The organism is Tenacibaculum aquaeponti (genome assembly GCF_057221555.1).
In genome coordinates, this window is the sequence record NZ_CM170147.1 from 2,464,989 (window position 1) to 2,483,718 (window position 18,730).

Below are 18,730 nucleotides of genomic sequence, written 5' to 3' on the forward strand. Positions count from 1 at the left end.
ATAGTCTTAATTTTATTTTTTCTGAAAAAAAGAAGCATGAAAAGCATAAAAATGGTAATTATAGAAGGTATTCCTAAAGATATTATTTTAAAGGAACTTTTGCACTTATATCAAACAATTTTCGATGATGCAAAGCCTGATTTTTTTATTGATAGAATTACAAATAAAACAGATATAACAATTGTATTGACTTATTTTGAAAATTCACCAGTTGGATTTAAAATAGGATATCGATATAATGAAACTACTTTTTACAGTTGGGTTGGGGGAGTGTTACCTGATTTCAGAAGAAAAGGAATTGCACAAGAACTAGCTAAGAAACAAGAAGAATTAGTAAAAAAGAAAGGATATAAAAAGCTTCGAACAAAATCGATGAATCGTTTTAAACCAATGCTGATTTTAAATATTAAAAACGGATTTGATATTGTTCAAGTGTACACCAATACCAGCGGACAACAAAAGATTGTTTTCGAGAAAGATTTATAATTCGTCTTTAGCTAATCTTAAAAACTTACTTCTAAACTTAAGAATTAGTGGTAATCCACGAACAATAATCCAGGCGAAGAAAGCGATCCAAATAGCGTATAATTTATAGTCTAAATAATCGAAAAAAAGTAACGTTGGAATAAATACTAACCCTGTAGATAACAATAATAAATTTCGTAAATATTTCATTTCTCCCATACCTTTGAACATTCCGTCATAAATAAACGCTAAAGAACAGAAAGGTTGCATTAGTAGAATCACCCAAAATACTTCGTAGAAACTAGTTAAAACTTCGGTTTCTTGTGTAAATAATCTTCCGATAGGTTGATATAAAACGAAACCAATAACTGCTAAAGCTATTCCTAGTAAAAATCCATATAGAATTAATCGTTTTCCTAGTTCTACTAAAGTTTTATAAGCTTTTGCACCTAATAATTTTCCTGATAAAATATTTCCAGCAGAAGAATATCCGTCCATTATAAATGCGCCCATCAACCATAAGTTGAGTCCAATTGTATAGGCAGCTATATATTCGTTTCCGTAAGCTGTAGCATAAGAAGTCCCGAAATATAACGCTAAATTTAAAGCTATAGTTCTAACAAACAGATTAAGAACCATAGAAATAAATCTCGGAATTTCTTGATTAAATGGTAGTTTAAAACGTAAAGAAATTGAAGTCTTTTTATATAATAATACCAAAGCAATTACAGCCATTACAATTTGTGCAATAACACTAGCATAAGCAGCACCTTCTATATGCATGGCAGGAATATATCCTTCAATTCCGTAAACAAAAGCTAAGTCTAAAACAATGTTTACAACAGTTCCTATAATTGCAATAACCATAGGATAAAACGTGTTTTGTAAACCTCTAAAAGTTCCGTAAACAGCTATTGTAAATAAAGTAAAAGGAAAACCAAAAGCTCTGATTTTATAATAATCAACAGAATACTCTAAAACTTGTCCGGATGCATTATAAAACTGAAAAATTTCCTTTGCAAATGGGTAACTTAATCCTAAAATTAGTAAACTAACACCAACAATTATTACTGTAGCTTGTGCAGGTAAGTTTTTAATTTCATCGATACGCTGAGCACCAACATATTGAGAAACAATAGACGAAATTCCGCTACGTGTTTGTCCGAATACCCAAATTAGCATAGATAAAAAAGCACCAACAATTCCAATAGCAGCAATACTTTCGGTAGCATTTTCTTTAATGTTTCCAACAATGGCTAAATCTGTTGTAGATAGTAAAGGTTCTGCAACACCGGTAATTAGAGCAGGAATAGCTAATTTATTAATGTATTTAAAACTAATATCATGTTGCATAATAGTCAACAAAAATAGTTATTATTGAATCTTGAAAATGAAATTTTAATAAATTGTTTCTATGTTAGAATTTATAGGAAGCATTATAGAGATATTTGGTTCTATAGCTTTAGATATACAAGAATTTCTTTTCAGAAGAAAGAGAGAGAAAAGAAGAGCATACGAAAAAGCTAATAATTTACCACCAAGGAAAATGAGATCACCTTATGAAAGAGTTGGTATTTTATTAGGTGTATTTATGGGAGTTATTATTGTACTGAAAATTATATCTTTTTTCTCTGGAAATAGTTTGAATGAAAGCGTGACTAAAAATAAAGTTGTTGAAATAAAAGCGCTCTTAGAAAAGGAAAAAGAAGTTTTTGGTAAATATCCTGAAAAGTTAAATATAATTAAAAGAAACAATCCGCTTCGTAATGATTTACTTGTCGATGCTTGGGGAACTACTTTTACTTATTAAGTTGTAAATAATAAATACACGATAACTTCAGCAGGAAATGATAGAAAAATAGATACTAAAGATGATTTAGTTTTTAATTAGGTATTACAATTATTACAAACTCCTGTTAAAAAAACAGCTGCTTTATTTATATTATAATTTGGTATGTTCGGAACGGTAACATCTATAGATAAACATGTTACTTTTTTACAATTTGTACATTCAAAATGAGGATGGACATCGTTATGATGATCTGATGTACAACTACTTTTACATTTTGCATACCACTTTAGTCCGTTTTTTCCAATAAAAGAATGTACTATTCCTTCATCTTCTAATCGATCTAAAGCACGATATACAGTTGTTTTATTCATTTCTTTTTTTAGTCGCTCTACTAAATCAACAGCAGAAATTGCTGAAAATTCATTACTAAATAAATCTAGTAAAGTTTTTACTGCTTTTGTTTTTCTAATAATCCCCATAAAAATAAAAATTAAAGCAACTTTGTTGCGATAGATAAATTATCTGTATTTTTGACCTCAAATAACAAAATTAAAAAAATAGATGTTATTAACTCAAAAATCAGACACAATAGGGGTTTTATCTAGTGGTTTATGTTTAGTTCATTGCGTTTTTACTCCTTTTTTATTTGTAATTCAAACGCATGGATCGTGTTGTGAAGGGAGTGAAGTTCCTTTTTGGTGGAAGAGCATCGATTATATTTTCTTAGTGATTTCTTTTTTTGCAATTTATAAATCAGCAAAACAAACATCAAAAAATTGGATTAAATATGCATTTTATTCATTTTGGATTGTTTTAAGCTTTATCATTTTAAATGAGAAATTCATTCTAATTAAAATACCTGAAGAAACCATTTATATAGCTTCTTTGAGTTTGGTAATACTGCATCTATATAATAGTAAATATTGTAGATGTTCTAATGAGAAATGCTGTTCAGTGAGTTAAAATCTTATATTTATGGAAAAACACGAATTAATAGGAGATAATCATATATTAACGAGTATTGAGACTCCAATGATTGTTAATGCATTTGATAAGTCCGATGATGAAAAAATAGCTAACATTCAGGTTCATTTTAAAAAGATTATGGAAGAGTTAGGTTTAGATTTAACAGATGATAGTTTATCTGGTACTCCATATCGTTTTGCAAAAATGTATGTGAAAGAGTTATTTTATGGATTAAATCCAGCGAACAAACCAAAGATTTCTACTTTCGAAAATAAGTACGGATATCAAAAGATGTTAGTTGAGCAAAATATTACAATAGACTCTTCTTGCGAACACCATTTTTTACCAATTATAGGTCATGCTCATGTAGGATATATTCCTAAAGATAAGGTAGTAGGTTTGTCTAAAATAAATCGTTTGGTAGACTATTATTCGCATCGTCCGCAAGTACAAGAGCGATTATGTATTCAAATTTTAAAAGATCTTCAAGAAACATTAGGAACTGAAGATGTAATTGTGATAGTAAATGCAAAACATTTGTGTGTTTCTTCAAGAGGAATTAAAGATAAAGAAAGCTTTACGACTACTGTAGAATACGGAGGTTGTTATAACGAAGCAAGTATTCGAAATGAATTTTTTAAGATTTGTGATTTTAAGAATGCAGAGTAAATAACGTCAACCTGAATTTATTTTAGGTTCTCATAAATATTTGTAATCAAGCTTTTTCCTCAAAAACCTTCTTTGGTAATGACAGTATTATTAACCTGTTGCACCCATTTTAAAAAATTAGCTTCTGTAACAAACCAATTTTCATCTACTAACTCGTTGTTTGAATAACTAAAAATCCATATTGATGTAGAATTTTCAAAAGTTACTTTTTCTATAGTATCTGTTTTATGAGAAGTTGCAGTTTTTTGTTTTCAATAGAGTAAGAGATATCTGTTATTTTATTAGTGAACTTTTTAGAAGTTTTGAATAGGTTTAGGAAGAAGAAAAATTCTTTAAAAGCATTTTTATCATCATTTAAATTTCTATTATGAATTTGCCAATACCAACCTCCAGCTTCACCAAAATGTTTTGGTAAATGACCGAGTAACCAAACATTAAAAAAGGAAAAATTGTTAAACTCCTCGCTATACCAATCACTATCATCTGCGGCACAACTATAACCGTTAATAAAAGCATCAAGAGAATTAAAAGAATAATGATTACCTAAATACAAGGCTTTTCTTTTTTCAAGATGATCTAATATTTGGTATATGTTTAGTTTTTTGATTGACATGATAATGAGATGCTGAAATAAATTCAGCATGACGTTAATATAGAGTTTATTAGTGATTGATAATTGATCAAAGATAATTGAATATTGAACCTATTTTTTTACCAACATTCGCTTAATTTCGTTCAATTTCATTAAAGCTTCAATAGGTGTTAACGTATCTATATCTGTAGCTAAAATTTCTTCTCTTAAATCTTCTAACAAAGGATCATCTAATTGGAAGAAACTCATTTGCATGTCGTTGTTTTGAACATCTTTTAACGTGTCTTCCACATTTTTGTTAGTATGACTTTCTTCTAACTGTTTTAAAATCTTATTCGCTTTTCTAATCACCACATTTGGCATTCCAGCTAATTTTGCAACGTGAATTCCGAAACTATGATTACTTCCACCAGCAACGAGTTTACGCAGAAATATAATGCTGTCTTCTAATTCTTTAACTGAAACATTAAAGTTTTTAATTCGCTTAAACGTGGTTGTCATTTCATTTAATTCATGATAATGCGTAGCAAACAACGTTTTCGCTTTTGAAGGATGTTCATGTAAATATTCGGTAATTGCCCAAGCAATAGAAATTCCATCGTAAGTAGAAGTACCTCTTCCAATTTCATCTAATAAAACTAAACTACGTTCTGAGATGTTATTTAAGATCGAAGCGGTTTCATTCATTTCTACCATAAATGTAGATTCTCCCATAGAAATGTTATCGCTAGCACCAACACGAGTAAATATTTTATCTACAATTCCAATTTTTGCTTCAGTTGCAGGAACATAACTTCCCATTTGTGCTAATAAAACGATTAATGCAGTTTGACGTAAAATCGCAGATTTACCCGACATATTCGGACCAGTAATCATTATGATTTGTTGGTTTTCACGATTTAAAACCACATCGTTAGCCACATATTCTTCACCAATTGGTAATTGTTTTTCAATTACAGGATGACGACCATTTTTTATTTCTAGTATTGTAGAGTTATCAACAATAGGACGGACATAATCGTTTTCTTTTGCCAAATTTGCAAAAGACAGTAAACAGTCGAGTTGTGCAATTAATTGCGCGTTGCTTTGTACATCTTGAACATCTTTTACGATGTATTGAATCAATTCAATAAATAAATCAGCTTCTAACGACTGAATTTTATCTTCTGCACCTAAAATCTTAGCTTCGTATTCTTTAAGTTCTTCAGTAATATAACGTTCGGCATTTACTAAAGTTTGTTTACGAATCCAATCTTCAGGAACTTTATCTTTATGTGTATTTCGAACTTCAATATAATATCCGAAAACATTGTTGAAAGCTATTTTTAAACTCGGAATTCCTGTGCGTTCAGTTTCACGAGCCAACATATTGTCTAAATACTCTTTTCCAGAATTTGCAATACTTCTTAATTCATCTAATTCTTCAGAAACTCCATTAGAAATTGCATTTCCTTTATTAATGTTTACTGGAGCATCTTCAAATAAAGTTGTGCTTATTTTTTCAATTAAATCGTTGCAATCTTTCAGTAAAGAACCAATCATTTTTACTGTAGCATTTTTAGTGCTCTCAGCAGCAGATTTTATCGGATGAATCGCTTTTAATGAGTTCTTTAATAAAACAACTTCTCTTGGAGAAACTTTACCTGTAGCAACTTTAGAAATTAAACGTTCTAAATCGGAAATCTGTTTTAATTGGTAGGTAACTGTATCAAAAAATGATTCGTTATCAATTAAAAACTGAACCTGTTCTTGTCGTTGCTGAATCGGTTTTAAATCTTTCAACGGTAAAGCCAACCAACGTTTTAATAAACGACCTCCCATAGGAGAAATAGTTTTGTCGATAATGTCTAATAAACAAACCGAGTTTACAGAATTACCGCCGTATAATTCTAAATTTTTAACCGTAAAACGATCCATCCAAACATATAAATCTTCAGCAATTCGTCCTATAGATTGAATATGTTCTATTTTATTCAGTTGTGTTTCCGATAAATAATACATTACTGCACCAGCAGCAATTATACCATCCGTAATTTCTTCAACACCAAAACCTTTTAAATTTTGAACTTTAAAATGATTGATTAATGTATCGTAACCATAATCTTTTTGAAAAACCCAATCTTCTAAATAAAAGGTGTGAAAATCGTTAGTAAACGCTTCTAAAAAACGTTGTTTATTTTGTTTTTGCACCAAGATTTCACTTGGAGAAAAGTTTTGTAATAATTTATCGATGTAAGCTTCATCTCCATGAGCTACTAAAAATTCACCTGTGGAAACATCTAAAAAAGAAACTCCTAATCGTTTTTTTCCGAAGTGAATTGCAGCTAAGAAATTATTGGTTTTCGATTGTAATACCTCATCATTTAAAGAAACCCCAGGAGTTACCAATTCTGTTACACCACGTTTTACAATCTTTTTGGTCATTTTCGGATCTTCTAGCTGATCGCAAATCGCAACACGAAGTCCAGATTTTACTAACTTAGGTAAATAGGTATTTAATGAATGATGTGGAAAACCAGCCAAGGCCGTTTCACTTTCACTTCCATTTCCACGTTTGGTTAATACAATACCTAAAACTTCCGAAGCTTTAATAGCATCTTCACCAAAGGTTTCGTAGAAATCACCTACGCGAAATAATAACATGGCATCCGGATATTTAGCTTTAATTCCGTTGTACTGTTGCATTAATGGCGTTACCTTTTTTGCCTTTGTTTTTGCCAAGTTTATCTATTTTAAGTTAGTTTTGCGAAGATAGAAAATTGTTCAATTTGTTTGCGATCATAAGAAGAACTTATTCAAACACCTATTAAAAACATTTTATGATTACTAGAAAAAAACTTTTATTACTTTTTATTACTGTTTTGTATGCTTCTACAGTATTATCTCAAAAAGTATACTTTCCTAAAAAGATCTCAACAGATTTAGGTTTGCTTGATAAAGAAATGAAAAAAGTTTCTCAATTTGTGCTGAGTAAAAACAAGCCTGACTCTACAACTTCATATTATTTTTCACTTTTTCATGTACAGTTTTTAGATAATAAATTTGATAAAGCACAAGAAACGATTGATAATTATATAGAAGCTCACTCAATAAATAGATTAAAAGAAGGAGCTTTTTTCTTATATAATACTTATGCTAAAGCTAAAGAGTTGTCGAGTAAAGGCAATATTAATTTTAATAAAGCATATACTGATGTTTTTTTAGAATCTTACAAAGATTTAAAAGATGTATTAAAACCAGAAGTAACTAGAAGTATAAATGACGAGAAATCGTTATCAGAATTTAAAGAAGATGTTGTAAAACTTTTAAAAGAGTATGAAGATAAAGATAGTTTATCTATAGAAGAGGCAACAAAATTATGTACCACTTACAATACATATAAAGTTCAAAAAGAAATTGGAGGACAAGCAAATAAGTTGTTAGAAAAAGCTGATGAGGAATTTTTCAATATCACAAAAGATGTAGTTATTAAAACCAAAAATGGAGGTGAAGTAACTGCTTTAATCATAACCAAAAAAGACACAAAACAAAAACTCCCTGCTATTTTTATATATAATATTTATGCAGGTTCTTACGATTACGAGGTTGCAAAAAGAGCTGCTGTTAATGGTTATGTTGGAGTAGTAGTAAATACTAGAGGAAAGCGATTGAGTAAGAATGAAATTAATCCTTTTGAGTTCGATGGAGCAGATGCATATCATATAATAGATTGGATTAGTAAGCAAAAATGGTGTAATGGATCTATTGGAATGATGGGAGGAAGTTATTTAGGTTTTAGCCAGTGGTCTGCTACAAAAAAAACACACCCAGCATTAAAAACTATTATACCACAGGTTGCTGTTGGTATTGGTGTAGATTACCCAATGCATAATAATGTTTTTATGAGTTATATGTTGCAATGGATTAAATACGTTGATAGTAATAAGTTTACTAACGATGCTTTATTTAGAGATTATAAAAAATGGGATAAAGTAAATAGTACTTATTATGAAAAAGGTTTAGCATTTAATACATTAGATAGTTTATTAAATGGTAAAAAGAATCCTATTTTTCAAAGATGGTTAAGTCACCCAAGTTATGATTCGTATTGGCAAAACATGATTCCATATAAAAACGAATTTAAAAATATTAATATTCCAGTATTAACAACAACAGGATATTACGATGCAGATCAAGTAGGAGCATTAGATTATTTTAATAAGCATTATAAATATAACACCAATGCAAATCATTATTTAGTTATTGGACCTTATTCTCATGGTGGAGGACAACATTATCCTACTAAAAAATTAATGAAATATACATTAGATGAAACAGCATTAATTAGTATTCATGAATTGGCTTACCAATGGTTTGATTTTATTTTAAAAGGAAAAGAAAAACCAGCATTACTTAAAGATAAAATTAATTATCAAGTAATGGGAGCAAATGAATGGAGACATGCAAAATCTTTTGATGAAATTAATGCGAATCCATTAAAGTTATATTTAACAAACGTTACCAATGGAGATGCTTATAAAATGACGACCAACAAGCCAAAGCACAACGGACATATATCTTATGAAGTAGATTTAAGCACTAGAGAAAAAACAGATAAACATGGTGTATTTTCTTATAATATTGTGAATTCTGAAGTTACTCCTGAAAATGCGCTAAGTTTTATTTCAGAACCTTTTGAAAAAGAGGTAACTCTTACAGGACTTTTTAATGGAGAAATGACAATAATATCAAATAAAAAAGACGTAGACCTTGCTATGACTTTTTATGAAATTCAGCCAGACGGTTCTTATTTTTTATTGTCAGATACACATGTTTTTAGAGTAAGTTATGCAAGAAACAACGAAAAAAGACAACTATTAGAACCATATAAACCTTATGCTTTTCCTGTGAAAAGAACATTTATGACTTCAAAAAAAATAAAGAAAGGAAGTAAACTTTTTGTAGTTATAGGAGTTAATAAATCTAAAAGTTGGGAAATTAATTATGGAACAGGTAAACCAGTTAGTGAAGAAACTATTAAAGATGCTGGAGAACCAGTACTTTTACAAATTTTAAATAAAAGTTACATAACTATAGGTAGCGATTCAAAATAAATAATAAATAAAAACCAACTTTTGAGAAAATTAAGAAATAGCGAGTTAGGAAGAATTTCTGTAGAAGAGTTTAAAACAGCTACTAAAACTCCAATTATTGTTGTGTTAGATAATATTAGAAGCTTTAATAATATTGGATCTGTATTTAGAACCTCAGATGCTTTTCTTATTGAAAAAATATATTTATGTGGAATTACTGCAACACCACCAAGTAAAGAAATTCATAAAACAGCTTTAGGTTCTACAGAATCTGTAGTTTGGGAGTATGTTGAAGATACATTAACATTAGTAGAAAAACTAAAATCTGAAAATATAAAAGTATTGTCAATTGAACAGGCAGAAAACAGTACAATGTTGAATGAATTTACACCAGAAATCAATCAGAAATATGCGGTTGTTTTCGGAAATGAAGTAAAAGGAGTACAACAAGAAGTAGTTTCTGCTTCAGATAAATGTATAGAAATTCCGCAGTTAGGAACCAAACACTCATTAAATATATCGGTAAGTTGTGGTGTAGTTTTGTGGGATTTGTTTAGTAAAATAAAAAAGCAAGAATTTTAAAGTTTATTAATCATATTCTTAATGTTTGGTTTAGTTAGTTTCAAGTTTTTTTTTCTTCTAAAACTTTATGGCTAAATAAGTTAATTAAATAGTGTTGTTTTTTTTAAAAAAAAGGTAGGGTTCAATAGCGTTAATCTGTTTAAGAACACACAGAATAAAAAATTTAATAAATGAAAATCAAAACACTTTTAATCGCTTTAGTTTCAATATCAACATTCATTTCTTGTTCAAAAAATAAAGAAGTAGAGATGTTAGAAGGACAGAAAGACCCAAAAATATCTGTTAATTATACTGTAGAAGTATCGGGTACGTTAAGTAACAACCCAAAAGTAGAATATAGTGATGCAACTGGTAAAATACAAACAGAAACCATAACAGGAAATTGGAATAAATCGTTTGTTGTTGATGCTGCTAAGTATGACTTAGTTTTTAAAGCAAGTGGTACAGTAAGTTCTTCTGGAAACGTTACGGTAAAAGTAAAAGCAAAGAAAAAAGGAAGCTTAAACGAGTATAGTGTAACAAGTCAAAGAAACAATAATTTTAATTTCAATATTAATAAAACTATAGAATAATTTTTTCTATTAATGAAATTTGGTGACCGAGCAGAGCAGAAGTCACGCTAAATATTAGTTGTTTATAACCGTTACTTTTTTGTAACGGTTTTTTTTATGATTTTAATTTTTTTGTTTTTCCCTTCGAGAGCCTCAAGGAACGATAATGAGATACTGAAACAAGTTCAGTATGACGATTTGAATCACACAGAATTGAAGTTGTTTAAATAGTTTAATGTCAGTTCGAGTGAAATTCTGAAAGAATTTTATATCGAGAACTATGTTTTCGTGCTCAAAATCGCCTTTCTCGATACAATTTTCAGAATCTCACAAAATTATAGTTTGAATAATTCGGTAGCTGAGCACAGTCGAAGCTAAGAAACTGATAAGTGTATATAAAGTTTGACTTTATATGTCATTTGATAATGACAGAAAAAAATGACAGTTTTATCATTTTTTATATTTATAAAAATTAACTTTTGTAAGTGTTTTTTTGTCAAATAATTATGATTTTAAACTTTACAAGAGTTTAAAAATGATAAATAAACGTTAAAAAAGGCATAATTATTGTTATATATAAGCAAGGTCGATTGTTAGTGTATAAAAAATTGCGACTTTTGCGTATCTACAAGAAAAAAGCTAAATTTAAAACGCTAACAAACATTATTAATAATTTTTAAAAAATACAGTGTATGAAAACTTTTACTCACAATTTACAAGCAATAGATATTAAATTTCCAGGAGGAGATGATGGAGTTTCTGGAGATGGTGGTGGTGGTGATGGAGGAAATGATGGAGGAAATAAATAAGTTATTACCAAATCAAAAACATTTAAAACTCTCAACTCTTCCTTTTAGTTGAGGGTTTTTGTTTATATTTAGAATATGATATTATTTGTTTTATGAGGTTTTTATTTCTTTTTTTTATAATCTCTAGTGTATATAGTCAAAATACGAATAGGAAAATAGTCAACCAAGACAGCTTAAAAAAAAGTATTATAAATGAAGGAAGATTTTCGTATTACAACAAAGATATTTCTGGTGTAATAAATTCATATAAATTAATTAATAATTTATATGAAAAGACTAATGATTCTTTATTATTAGCTAAATTCTTTCAATACAAAGCGATGAGATATGAGTTGGAATATATAAATGATAGTACTTATTATTATTATAATCAATCTAAAAACGTATCGAAATATTTAAAAGATTCAATAGAAGTTGGCAGGCGTCTATTAAGTATTGCAAATTTACAAAGAGAAGCACGTGATTATTTAGGTAGTGAAATAACTTCTGTAGAAGCGTTACAATATTTAGAACCTTTGAATTCATATAAATATATTGTTAATATTTATAATAATTTAGGTTTAGTTTCACTTGAATTAGGTCAAGAAAAAAAAGCGGTTGAATATTACAGTAAAGCTTTAGATGTTAATTCTTTAATATCATCTAACAAAAGAAGAAAAGATAGATCGTATTTACATATACTAAATAATTTAGGTTTATTATATCAAGAAACTAAGGCTCATAAAAAAGCAACTAAATATTTTGAAAAAGGTTTAAGTTTTGATAGTATCAAGGAAAAATTCCCAGCTCATTATAGTTTGTTATTAGAAAATTTGACTTACAGTCAATCAGAATTGGGTAAAAATAAGTTTACATTAGAAAAATATTTAGAAGTACTTAAAATTAAGGTTATAGAGAAAAACTTACATGGTGTAAGTACAACTCATTTGAACTTAGCAGAATATTATAAAGATATTAAGAATTACAGTAAAGCAAAATTTCATGCCAAAGAAGGTTTAAAATTTGCTACACAAACACATAATAATGAACGTTGGTTAGAAGCCTTAAAAACACTTTCTGAGTTAAGTACTGGTGATGAGTCTAAAAAATATCTAGAAGAGTATATTACATTAAATGATAGTTTGTTTAATGAAGAACGTAAACTAAAAAATCAGTTTGCAAAAATTCGTTATGAGACTGATAAAAAAGAGAAAGAGAATACATTTTTAAAAGCAGAAAACGAGCAACGTATTATTGAGGTAGAGAAACAACGACAACAAAAAATTATAGGTTGGCTGGTGGCTACACTTAGTATTTTAATTTTAGCGTCTAGTGTTTCTTTCTTTTCTTTCCGTAGAAAAAAGTTATTGTTTCAAGCACAACTACAAAAAATAGAAGCTCGAGAAAAAGAACGACGACAAATTGCAAAATCTTTACACGATGAAGTGGCTGGAGATTTACGTTTGTTACATTTAAAATTAGCACAAACAAGTTTATTAGCAGAAGCAGAAAAACTAGAGTTAGTAAAAGATAATGTGCGTAATTTATCGCACCAATTAAGCAGTGTAAGTTTTGAGAAAGTAAACTTTACCGATCAGATTATTAATTTGATAAGTGATTATTTTGCTCCGAACTTTATTATTAGAGCACACAACTTAAAAAAGATTAATTGGGAAGAGATAGATAATTCTATTAAAAGAGTGTTGTATTTAAGTATTCGAGAGAGTATTCAGAATTGTGAAAAATACGCACAAGCCTCGAGAATGGATATCAGTTTTAAAGTCCATAAAAAATCAGTATTTTTGGCAATACAAGACAATGGTATTGGTTTCGATACAACAACTTCTAAAAAAGGAATTGGATTACAAAACATGCAAGAACGTGTAGAAGAATTACAAGGTAAGCTTACAATTTCTAGTGAAGTTCACAAAGGAACCAGTATAGAAATTCAAGTTCCGCTAAATGCCTGAAACAATTAAAATATTAATTGCTGATGATCATCAGCTAATTATAGAAGGAATACTTTCATATCTTAAAGGGATTGATAATTTAGAAATAGAAACTACAAATTCGTGCGACGATGCCTATGCTAAGATTAAAGTAGCCTTAGTAGATGAACCTTTTCAAATATTATTTACAGATTTAAGTTTCGATAATACAGATGAAACGTGTAAAATAGATGGAGGTGAGAGTTTAATAAAAACTATTAATAGAGAAGAAATTCCAATTAAAGTTGGTGTAATTACAGGACATTCTGAAACGAATAGAATTTTTAATGTTATTCAGAATTTAAAACCATCTGCATACTTATTAAAAGGAAAGTGTAATACGAACGAATTAAATTTTGCTATTCAGAAAATGTTAGCCGATGAGGTGTATTATACACATGAAATTCATCAGAAACTTTTAAAAAGAGCACTAATAGAAATTCAAATGGATGATGTTGCAGTTCAAATTTTAAAAGAACTTCCGAATCATCCAAAAATTAGTAATCTAGAAGGAATTATCACTAAAGATGATGGTAGTTTTTTAAAGATTCGTTCTATTGAAAATAAATTAGCCAAATTAAGAACAGATTTACAAGCCAATAATAATACCGATTTAGTTTTGAAAGCTAAGGAGTTAGGTATTTTAGATTAACCCACTGCGGAAATCCACATTTTTGGCTACATATATCCCTTTTCAGGATCTTTATCTCTTAATTACTTTTGAATCGAATTAATCAAATAATTCACAAATTTTGGGAAGAATTCCTGGAAAAGATTAGAAAAGAAGAATAGGCCCTTTAAGCAAAAGCTTAAAGGGTTTTTTGTGTTTAAAACTAGGTAAATATAAGTGTACATAAATCCACATTTTAGATTGCGGAAATCCCCTTTAAAAAATTGTGACCTTGCTATATCTTTGTAGTGTGATCATCATCGATGTAACAAAGAGGGTGAAAACATTTAGGGGATTATATGAGAGGTTGATCACAAGTCAACCTCTTTTTTTTTGTTCGAAAAATAGCACTGCGGAAAACCACATTTTTAACTACATATATCCCTTTTTTTAAGAATAGATACTTAAGTACTTTTGGATAGAATTCAATAGAAAATTCACCATTTAGGGAAGAATTCAAGGAAAAGATTAGAAAGAAAAATAAATTACCTTTTAAGTTTACTTAAAAGGTTTTTTTTGGTTAAAAAACAGTGTTGCATAAATCCACATTTTAGATTGCGGAAATCCCCATTTATAAATTGTGACCTTATCATATCTTTGTAGTGTGATCATCATCGATGTGATAAAGAGGATGAAAACATTTTAGGGGATTATATGAGAGGTTGGTCACTAAAAGTCAACCTCTTTTTTAAACAGAACTTACTACTTATTCTATATAAAAAAAGAGACTAGTTTCATTATCAAACTAGTCTCTTTTTATTTCGGGGTATTCGTGTTTTCTAATTATTTCTTTAAAATTGTTAAAGGCATTTTATAAGTTTTACCGATAACATTAGCTTCAGTTGTAATTACTTTATAGTTTAATTTATTTTTCACGTAAGCATCAACATTAGTGTTATCAGAATTAACGGTTAAAACGATAACTTCACCTTTGTTGTTAATAGTAAACTCAATAGAAGTATTGATATCTCTTTTGTAATCGAAATCAGCTTTTCCTAGAAGTTTAATAATTTCAGTTCTTAATTCTGCTTTTACAGTTTTTACAGGTTTGTCTGTATTAGCAAATGCAGAAAAGTTAATTAATGTTACTACGATTAATGTTACTAGCTTTTTCATTGTTCTGGTTTTTTTCGGGTTTTAAATAATTTTTTTTATTAAATTTTGATACTCCAAAAGTAGTTCAGCCTTCTTTATTTTTGACTATCAAAAATGTTAATAAAACGTCTATTTTAGGGTGTTTTTTGTTAAAGTTCTCTGAAAATTAACATTTAAAAAACATTGAATAATATTCAATTAAAAGTTGTTTTTGTTGAATATTATTTACTTATAACATTTGAAAAGGCTGTTTAAATATTGAATATTTAATTTTAAAAAACGAAAAATTTAAAAAACACTGTTAATTTAAGGTGATTTTCGGTTAAAAAACGGACGTCAGATTTGTGCGTGAAGTTTAAAATTTGTGTCAAATTTCAGTATTAAATTTCATCATGAAATTTGATTTAAAAGTTCTTCCTATCGGGATACTAATTTTGTTTATTCCAATTTCATTTCCAGATATTTTATTGATATGATTTACATTAATAATATATGACTTATGAACTTGAATAAAGTGATCAGGAAGTTTAGTTGGCCAATTCTTTAAAGAATCGATAAAAACGTATTTTTTTTCGCGAGTTACAAAGGTTAAATAGTTTCTATCAGATTCAATATAGAGAATATCACGAAGTAAAACTTTGTGTAAGGTTTTATCAATATTTAAAAATATACTATCGTTAGGTTCAGTTTCAATTTGCTTCATTCGTTGTTCTATTTTACGAATGGATTTTAAAAAACGATCGAATGAGAAAGGTTTTACTAAGTAATCAACAATAGTTTCTAGGTCAAAACTATCTAAAGCATAATCAGGGTAAGCTGTGGTTATTATAACATAAGGAGGATTAATCAATGTTTTCATAAAGTCAATCCCCATAATGTCAGGCAAGTTTATGTCTAAGAAAACAAAGTCGACTGTACTAGTGAGTAAAAAATTATGAGCTTCTTTTGCTGTTTGAAAACTAGCTAATAACTCTATGTTTAATGTCTTATTTAAAAAACTCTTTAAAATTTTTTGAGCAGGCAATTCATCTTCAATAATAATACATGTAATCATACCAAATCTAATTTTAAAGAAACAAGATAAGTTTTTGATTTATTTATTTTCAAACTATAATGGTTTTCATAAAGTAATTTTAAACGTTTCTCCATGTTCTTTATACCAATACGTTGATTCAACTTATCTTCAGAAACTATATATTCATTTTCACAAGTACAAATTAAAACTCCATTATTTACATTAATGGTTATATGAATGTCGCTATTAGTAGTACTATGTTTAAAAGCATTTTCTATCAAAGTGATTAATAATAACGGAGCAATATTATGTTGTAATGAATTTATAGATTTTTTATAGTGTATTTTTTTTATTCCTTCTGTTCTAATCTTTTGAAAGGCAATGTAATTATCGATATAATTTAATTCTTTTTCTAAAGGAATAAAATCAGCATTACTTTCATATAAAACGTGTTTAAGGTTTTCGGATAATTTTAAAATTAAATCAGGAGTTTCTTCAGGTTTTTCTATGGCGTAAGAATATACTGTGTTTAAGTTATTAAATAACACATGTGGATTAATCTGAGATTTCAAAAACTTTAATTCCATAATAGTTTTTTCTTCTTGAGCTTTACGAATTTCTTCTTCTGTGTTTAAATACTTAAACAAAAGCCAAATAAATGAGAAAAAGATAAGAGGAACAATGGTTTGCCATAAATAATCACTTAAACATTTCATTATTGTGCAACCACAAGAAGTAAATACGTTACAGTAAAATTGAGTTGCAAAAAAAGATATCAAAACAAAAAGTACTGCGTATAATAAATACCATTTTCTTTTTACAAAAAAAGGGAGGAGGAAGAAATTATTGCTATAAACTAAGATTAGCAATATAAATACATATTGTAAAAACGGATTTTCAGACCAATAATATTGTGAAAAAACAAATAGAGAAATAAAACAAAATAGCGTCCAAAATAATAAATGAACAATTGTTTCGGTGATATGCTTTTTAATAACTTCCATAATAATATATGAAAATACATATTAATAGTATAATTTCTATTACAAGAGTATAAAATGCATAAATGAAGGTACGAAACACAAAATTAATTTAAAAACACCAGTTTGTACTTGTTTTAATGTAGAACGTTTATTTCATTTTTTATCACTTTAAAAAGCATGTATGTTTGTGAAAAACAATATGTTAATTATGAATAAACAAATATTTATTTTAATAAGTTTCTTTTTCTTTAATATTGGCTTTGCTCAAAAAACAAAAGGGCTAGTTACAAACGAAAAAGGAAAATCTATGTTATTAGGAAAAGTAAATAGAGCTTCTTTTAATCACGAAGATTTTAATTGGTTTTCTAAAAATTATAGGGCGTATTTATTTAATGATAAAATTACTAAACTGCTTAAAAAAGAACTTAAACCTTATAAAATAAAAGTATTTTTTGGTTCTTGGTGCGGAGATAGTAAACGAAATGTACCTATTTTTTTAAAGATTTTAGATGAGTCGAATTTTCCTAAAGAAAACATAGAGTTTATAGCTTTAGATAGAAAAGATGAAGCATATAAACAATCACCAAACAGAGAAGAGAAAGGGTTAAATATTCATCGTGTACCTACTTTTATTTTTTATAAAAACGGGAAAGAAATTAATAGAATTGTAGAGCATCCAAAAGAAACCTATGAACGTGATTTATTAAAAATAGTTCAAGGAAAAAAGTATACATCGAAATACAGTGCTGTTGAATTGATAAACACTTTATTAAATACTCAAAAAGACAGTTTAAAAACTCAGGAGAAGCAACTCATTAGTTATTTACCTGAAATAGCTGAGGGTGTTAAAGAATTGAATACTTATGGTTTTGTAAAACTTAGAGCAAATGAATTAGAAAAAGCAAGATATGCTTTTGAATTAAATGCAAAAGTTTATCCAAATCATTATATCACTCATTATAGTTTAGGAAAGTTTTATCATCAGGAAAAGAACTACAAAAAAGCCTTAGAATCACTTTACAGATCTCTGAGTTTATATTCTAAAAATGAAAAAGCAAAAGAGTTAATAAAAGAAATAGAACATCACATTTTAAAATAATAAATTATGAAAACAAAAATCACATTAGTATTCGTGTTTTTATTCGGAATGCTATTACACAGTCAAGAATTTAAGTTTGAGAAAGAATTAATTAATTATGGAAAAGTAGCTCAGGGTTCTGATGGACTACGAGTTTTTGAGTTCACCAATATAGGTGACGCTCCATTAATTATAAAACATATTAAATCTACTTGTGGATGTACAGTTCCACAGAAGCCAGAAAAACCAATTATGCCAGGAGAGAAAGGGAAAATAGCAATCTCATACGATACGAAAAGACCTGGAAATTTCTCTAAAGCAATAACAGTTTTTTCTAACGCAAAGGAAGAAAGAAAAATGCTAAAAATAAAAGGGTTTATAGCTACATCAGAAAAAGCTATACAATAATATCACTTTTATTTAA

General features: G+C 28.2%; 18 protein-coding genes. 11 read left to right on the plus strand and 7 right to left on the minus strand.

What is annotated here, in order from left to right; translation table 11 throughout:
• Nucleotides 1–36: 36 nt before the first annotated feature.
• On the plus strand, nucleotides 37–486 hold the full coding sequence (locus AC2TEO_RS11095) for a GNAT family N-acetyltransferase (RefSeq protein ID WP_442264887.1): 450 nt from the start codon (nucleotides 37–39) through the stop codon (nucleotides 484–486).
• Here the strand turns inward: AC2TEO_RS11095 and AC2TEO_RS11100 are convergent.
• A complete protein-coding gene (locus AC2TEO_RS11100) occupies nucleotides 481–1,818 on the minus strand; it encodes an MATE family efflux transporter (protein WP_442264888.1) in 1,338 nt (445 codons plus the stop codon). The two genes, AC2TEO_RS11095 and AC2TEO_RS11100, sit on opposite strands and share 6 nt — an antisense overlap.
• 61 nt (nucleotides 1,819–1,879) lie before the next feature.
• Between AC2TEO_RS11100 and AC2TEO_RS11105 the strand changes: the two genes are divergently transcribed.
• Entirely contained in the window at nucleotides 1,880–2,275 is a 396-nt protein-coding gene (locus tag AC2TEO_RS11105) for a hypothetical protein (RefSeq protein WP_442264889.1), read from the plus strand.
• A gap of 77 nt (nucleotides 2,276–2,352) precedes the next feature.
• On the opposite strand, the gene AC2TEO_RS11110 is transcribed toward AC2TEO_RS11105, so the two are convergent.
• Nucleotides 2,353–2,736, minus strand: coding sequence for a Fur family transcriptional regulator (locus AC2TEO_RS11110; RefSeq protein WP_442264890.1), 384 nt, complete (start codon nucleotides 2,734–2,736; stop codon nucleotides 2,353–2,355).
• Between the two features lie 82 nt (nucleotides 2,737–2,818).
• Between AC2TEO_RS11110 and AC2TEO_RS11115 the strand changes: the two genes are divergently transcribed.
• On the plus strand, nucleotides 2,819–3,220 hold the full coding sequence (locus AC2TEO_RS11115; protein ID WP_442264891.1) for a MerC domain-containing protein: 402 nt from the start codon (nucleotides 2,819–2,821) through the stop codon (nucleotides 3,218–3,220).
• 12 nt (nucleotides 3,221–3,232) lie between these two features.
• Nucleotides 3,233–3,892: a GTP cyclohydrolase I FolE gene (folE, locus tag AC2TEO_RS11120; RefSeq protein ID WP_442264892.1), complete on the plus strand. Its 660-nt coding sequence runs from the start codon at nucleotides 3,233–3,235 to the stop codon at nucleotides 3,890–3,892.
• Between the two features lie 211 nt (nucleotides 3,893–4,103).
• On the opposite strand, the gene AC2TEO_RS11125 is transcribed toward folE, so the two are convergent.
• A complete protein-coding gene (locus AC2TEO_RS11125) occupies nucleotides 4,104–4,505 on the minus strand; it encodes a hypothetical protein (protein ID WP_442264893.1) in 402 nt (133 codons plus the stop codon).
• A gap of 90 nt (nucleotides 4,506–4,595) precedes the next feature.
• Nucleotides 4,596–7,205 carry a DNA mismatch repair protein MutS gene (gene mutS / locus AC2TEO_RS11130; RefSeq protein ID WP_442264894.1) on the minus strand — a complete coding sequence of 870 codons (2,610 nt, stop codon included), beginning with the start codon at nucleotides 7,203–7,205 and terminating at the stop codon, nucleotides 4,596–4,598.
• Nucleotides 7,206–7,303: 98 nt separating this feature from the next.
• On the opposite strand from mutS, the gene AC2TEO_RS11135 reads away from it, so the two are divergent.
• The 5 genes from AC2TEO_RS11135 to AC2TEO_RS11155 all read left to right on the plus strand — a co-directional run bounded on the left by AC2TEO_RS11135 (nucleotide 7,304) and on the right by AC2TEO_RS11155 (nucleotide 14,117).
• A complete protein-coding gene (locus AC2TEO_RS11135; protein ID WP_442264895.1) occupies nucleotides 7,304–9,577 on the plus strand; it encodes a CocE/NonD family hydrolase in 2,274 nt (757 codons plus the stop codon).
• Between the two features lie 21 nt (nucleotides 9,578–9,598).
• Nucleotides 9,599–10,138, plus strand: coding sequence for an RNA methyltransferase (locus AC2TEO_RS11140; protein ID WP_442264896.1), 540 nt, complete (start codon nucleotides 9,599–9,601; stop codon nucleotides 10,136–10,138).
• A 170-nt stretch (nucleotides 10,139–10,308) separates the two neighbouring features.
• Nucleotides 10,309–10,710 (plus strand): hypothetical protein, encoded by a 402-nt coding sequence (locus AC2TEO_RS11145; protein ID WP_442264897.1) that lies wholly within the window; start codon nucleotides 10,309–10,311, stop codon nucleotides 10,708–10,710.
• Nucleotides 10,711–11,590: 880 nt separating this feature from the next.
• Nucleotides 11,591–13,447, plus strand: coding sequence for an ATP-binding protein (locus tag AC2TEO_RS11150; RefSeq protein ID WP_442264898.1), 1,857 nt, complete (start codon nucleotides 11,591–11,593; stop codon nucleotides 13,445–13,447).
• Nucleotides 13,440–14,117 (plus strand): response regulator, encoded by a 678-nt coding sequence (locus AC2TEO_RS11155; RefSeq protein WP_442264899.1) that lies wholly within the window; start codon nucleotides 13,440–13,442, stop codon nucleotides 14,115–14,117. The genes AC2TEO_RS11150 and AC2TEO_RS11155 overlap by 8 nt, the downstream gene beginning before the upstream one ends.
• A gap of 801 nt (nucleotides 14,118–14,918) precedes the next feature.
• On the opposite strand, the gene AC2TEO_RS11160 is transcribed toward AC2TEO_RS11155, so the two are convergent.
• The 3 genes from AC2TEO_RS11160 to AC2TEO_RS11170 form a co-directional block, all read right to left on the minus strand.
• Nucleotides 14,919–15,251 (minus strand): hypothetical protein, encoded by a 333-nt coding sequence (locus AC2TEO_RS11160; RefSeq protein WP_442264900.1) that lies wholly within the window; start codon nucleotides 15,249–15,251, stop codon nucleotides 14,919–14,921.
• 346 nt (nucleotides 15,252–15,597) lie between these two features.
• Nucleotides 15,598–16,284: a LytR/AlgR family response regulator transcription factor gene (locus AC2TEO_RS11165; protein ID WP_442264901.1), complete on the minus strand. Its 687-nt coding sequence runs from the start codon at nucleotides 16,282–16,284 to the stop codon at nucleotides 15,598–15,600.
• A complete protein-coding gene (locus tag AC2TEO_RS11170; protein WP_442264902.1) occupies nucleotides 16,281–16,961 on the minus strand; it encodes a sensor histidine kinase in 681 nt (226 codons plus the stop codon). The genes AC2TEO_RS11165 and AC2TEO_RS11170 overlap by 4 nt, the downstream gene beginning before the upstream one ends.
• A gap of 475 nt (nucleotides 16,962–17,436) precedes the next feature.
• Between AC2TEO_RS11170 and AC2TEO_RS11175 the strand changes: the two genes are divergently transcribed.
• Together AC2TEO_RS11175 and AC2TEO_RS11180 are read left to right on the plus strand one after the other, a co-directional pair.
• Nucleotides 17,437–18,327, plus strand: coding sequence for a thioredoxin family protein (locus tag AC2TEO_RS11175; RefSeq protein WP_442264903.1), 891 nt, complete (start codon nucleotides 17,437–17,439; stop codon nucleotides 18,325–18,327).
• A gap of 6 nt (nucleotides 18,328–18,333) precedes the next feature.
• A complete protein-coding gene (locus AC2TEO_RS11180) occupies nucleotides 18,334–18,714 on the plus strand; it encodes a DUF1573 domain-containing protein (protein WP_442264904.1) in 381 nt (126 codons plus the stop codon).
• Nucleotides 18,715–18,730 lie beyond the last annotated feature (16 nt).

Coding starts and splice junctions, on each gene's coding strand:
- AC2TEO_RS11095 (WP_442264887.1), top strand. CDS start 37: ATGAAAAGCATAAAAATGGTAATTATAGAAGGTATTCCTAAAGATATT.
- AC2TEO_RS11100 (WP_442264888.1), bottom strand. CDS start 1,818: ATGCAACATGATATTAGTTTTAAATACATTAATAAATTAGCTATTCCT.
- AC2TEO_RS11105 (WP_442264889.1), top strand. CDS start 1,880: ATGTTAGAATTTATAGGAAGCATTATAGAGATATTTGGTTCTATAGCT.
- AC2TEO_RS11110 (WP_442264890.1), bottom strand. CDS start 2,736: ATGGGGATTATTAGAAAAACAAAAGCAGTAAAAACTTTACTAGATTTA.
- AC2TEO_RS11115 (WP_442264891.1), top strand. CDS start 2,819: ATGTTATTAACTCAAAAATCAGACACAATAGGGGTTTTATCTAGTGGT.
- folE (WP_442264892.1), top strand. CDS start 3,233: ATGGAAAAACACGAATTAATAGGAGATAATCATATATTAACGAGTATT.
- AC2TEO_RS11125 (WP_442264893.1), bottom strand. CDS start 4,505: ATGTCAATCAAAAAACTAAACATATACCAAATATTAGATCATCTTGAA.
- AC2TEO_RS11135 (WP_442264895.1), top strand. CDS start 7,304: ATGATTACTAGAAAAAAACTTTTATTACTTTTTATTACTGTTTTGTAT.
- AC2TEO_RS11145 (WP_442264897.1), top strand. CDS start 10,309: ATGAAAATCAAAACACTTTTAATCGCTTTAGTTTCAATATCAACATTC.
- AC2TEO_RS11150 (WP_442264898.1), top strand. CDS start 11,591: ATGAGGTTTTTATTTCTTTTTTTTATAATCTCTAGTGTATATAGTCAA.
- AC2TEO_RS11155 (WP_442264899.1), top strand. CDS start 13,440: ATGCCTGAAACAATTAAAATATTAATTGCTGATGATCATCAGCTAATT.
- AC2TEO_RS11160 (WP_442264900.1), bottom strand. CDS start 15,251: ATGAAAAAGCTAGTAACATTAATCGTAGTAACATTAATTAACTTTTCT.
- AC2TEO_RS11165 (WP_442264901.1), bottom strand. CDS start 16,284: ATGATTACATGTATTATTATTGAAGATGAATTGCCTGCTCAAAAAATT.
- AC2TEO_RS11170 (WP_442264902.1), bottom strand. CDS start 16,961: ATGAAATGTTTAAGTGATTATTTATGGCAAACCATTGTTCCTCTTATC.
- AC2TEO_RS11175 (WP_442264903.1), top strand. CDS start 17,437: ATGAATAAACAAATATTTATTTTAATAAGTTTCTTTTTCTTTAATATT.
- AC2TEO_RS11180 (WP_442264904.1), top strand. CDS start 18,334: ATGAAAACAAAAATCACATTAGTATTCGTGTTTTTATTCGGAATGCTA.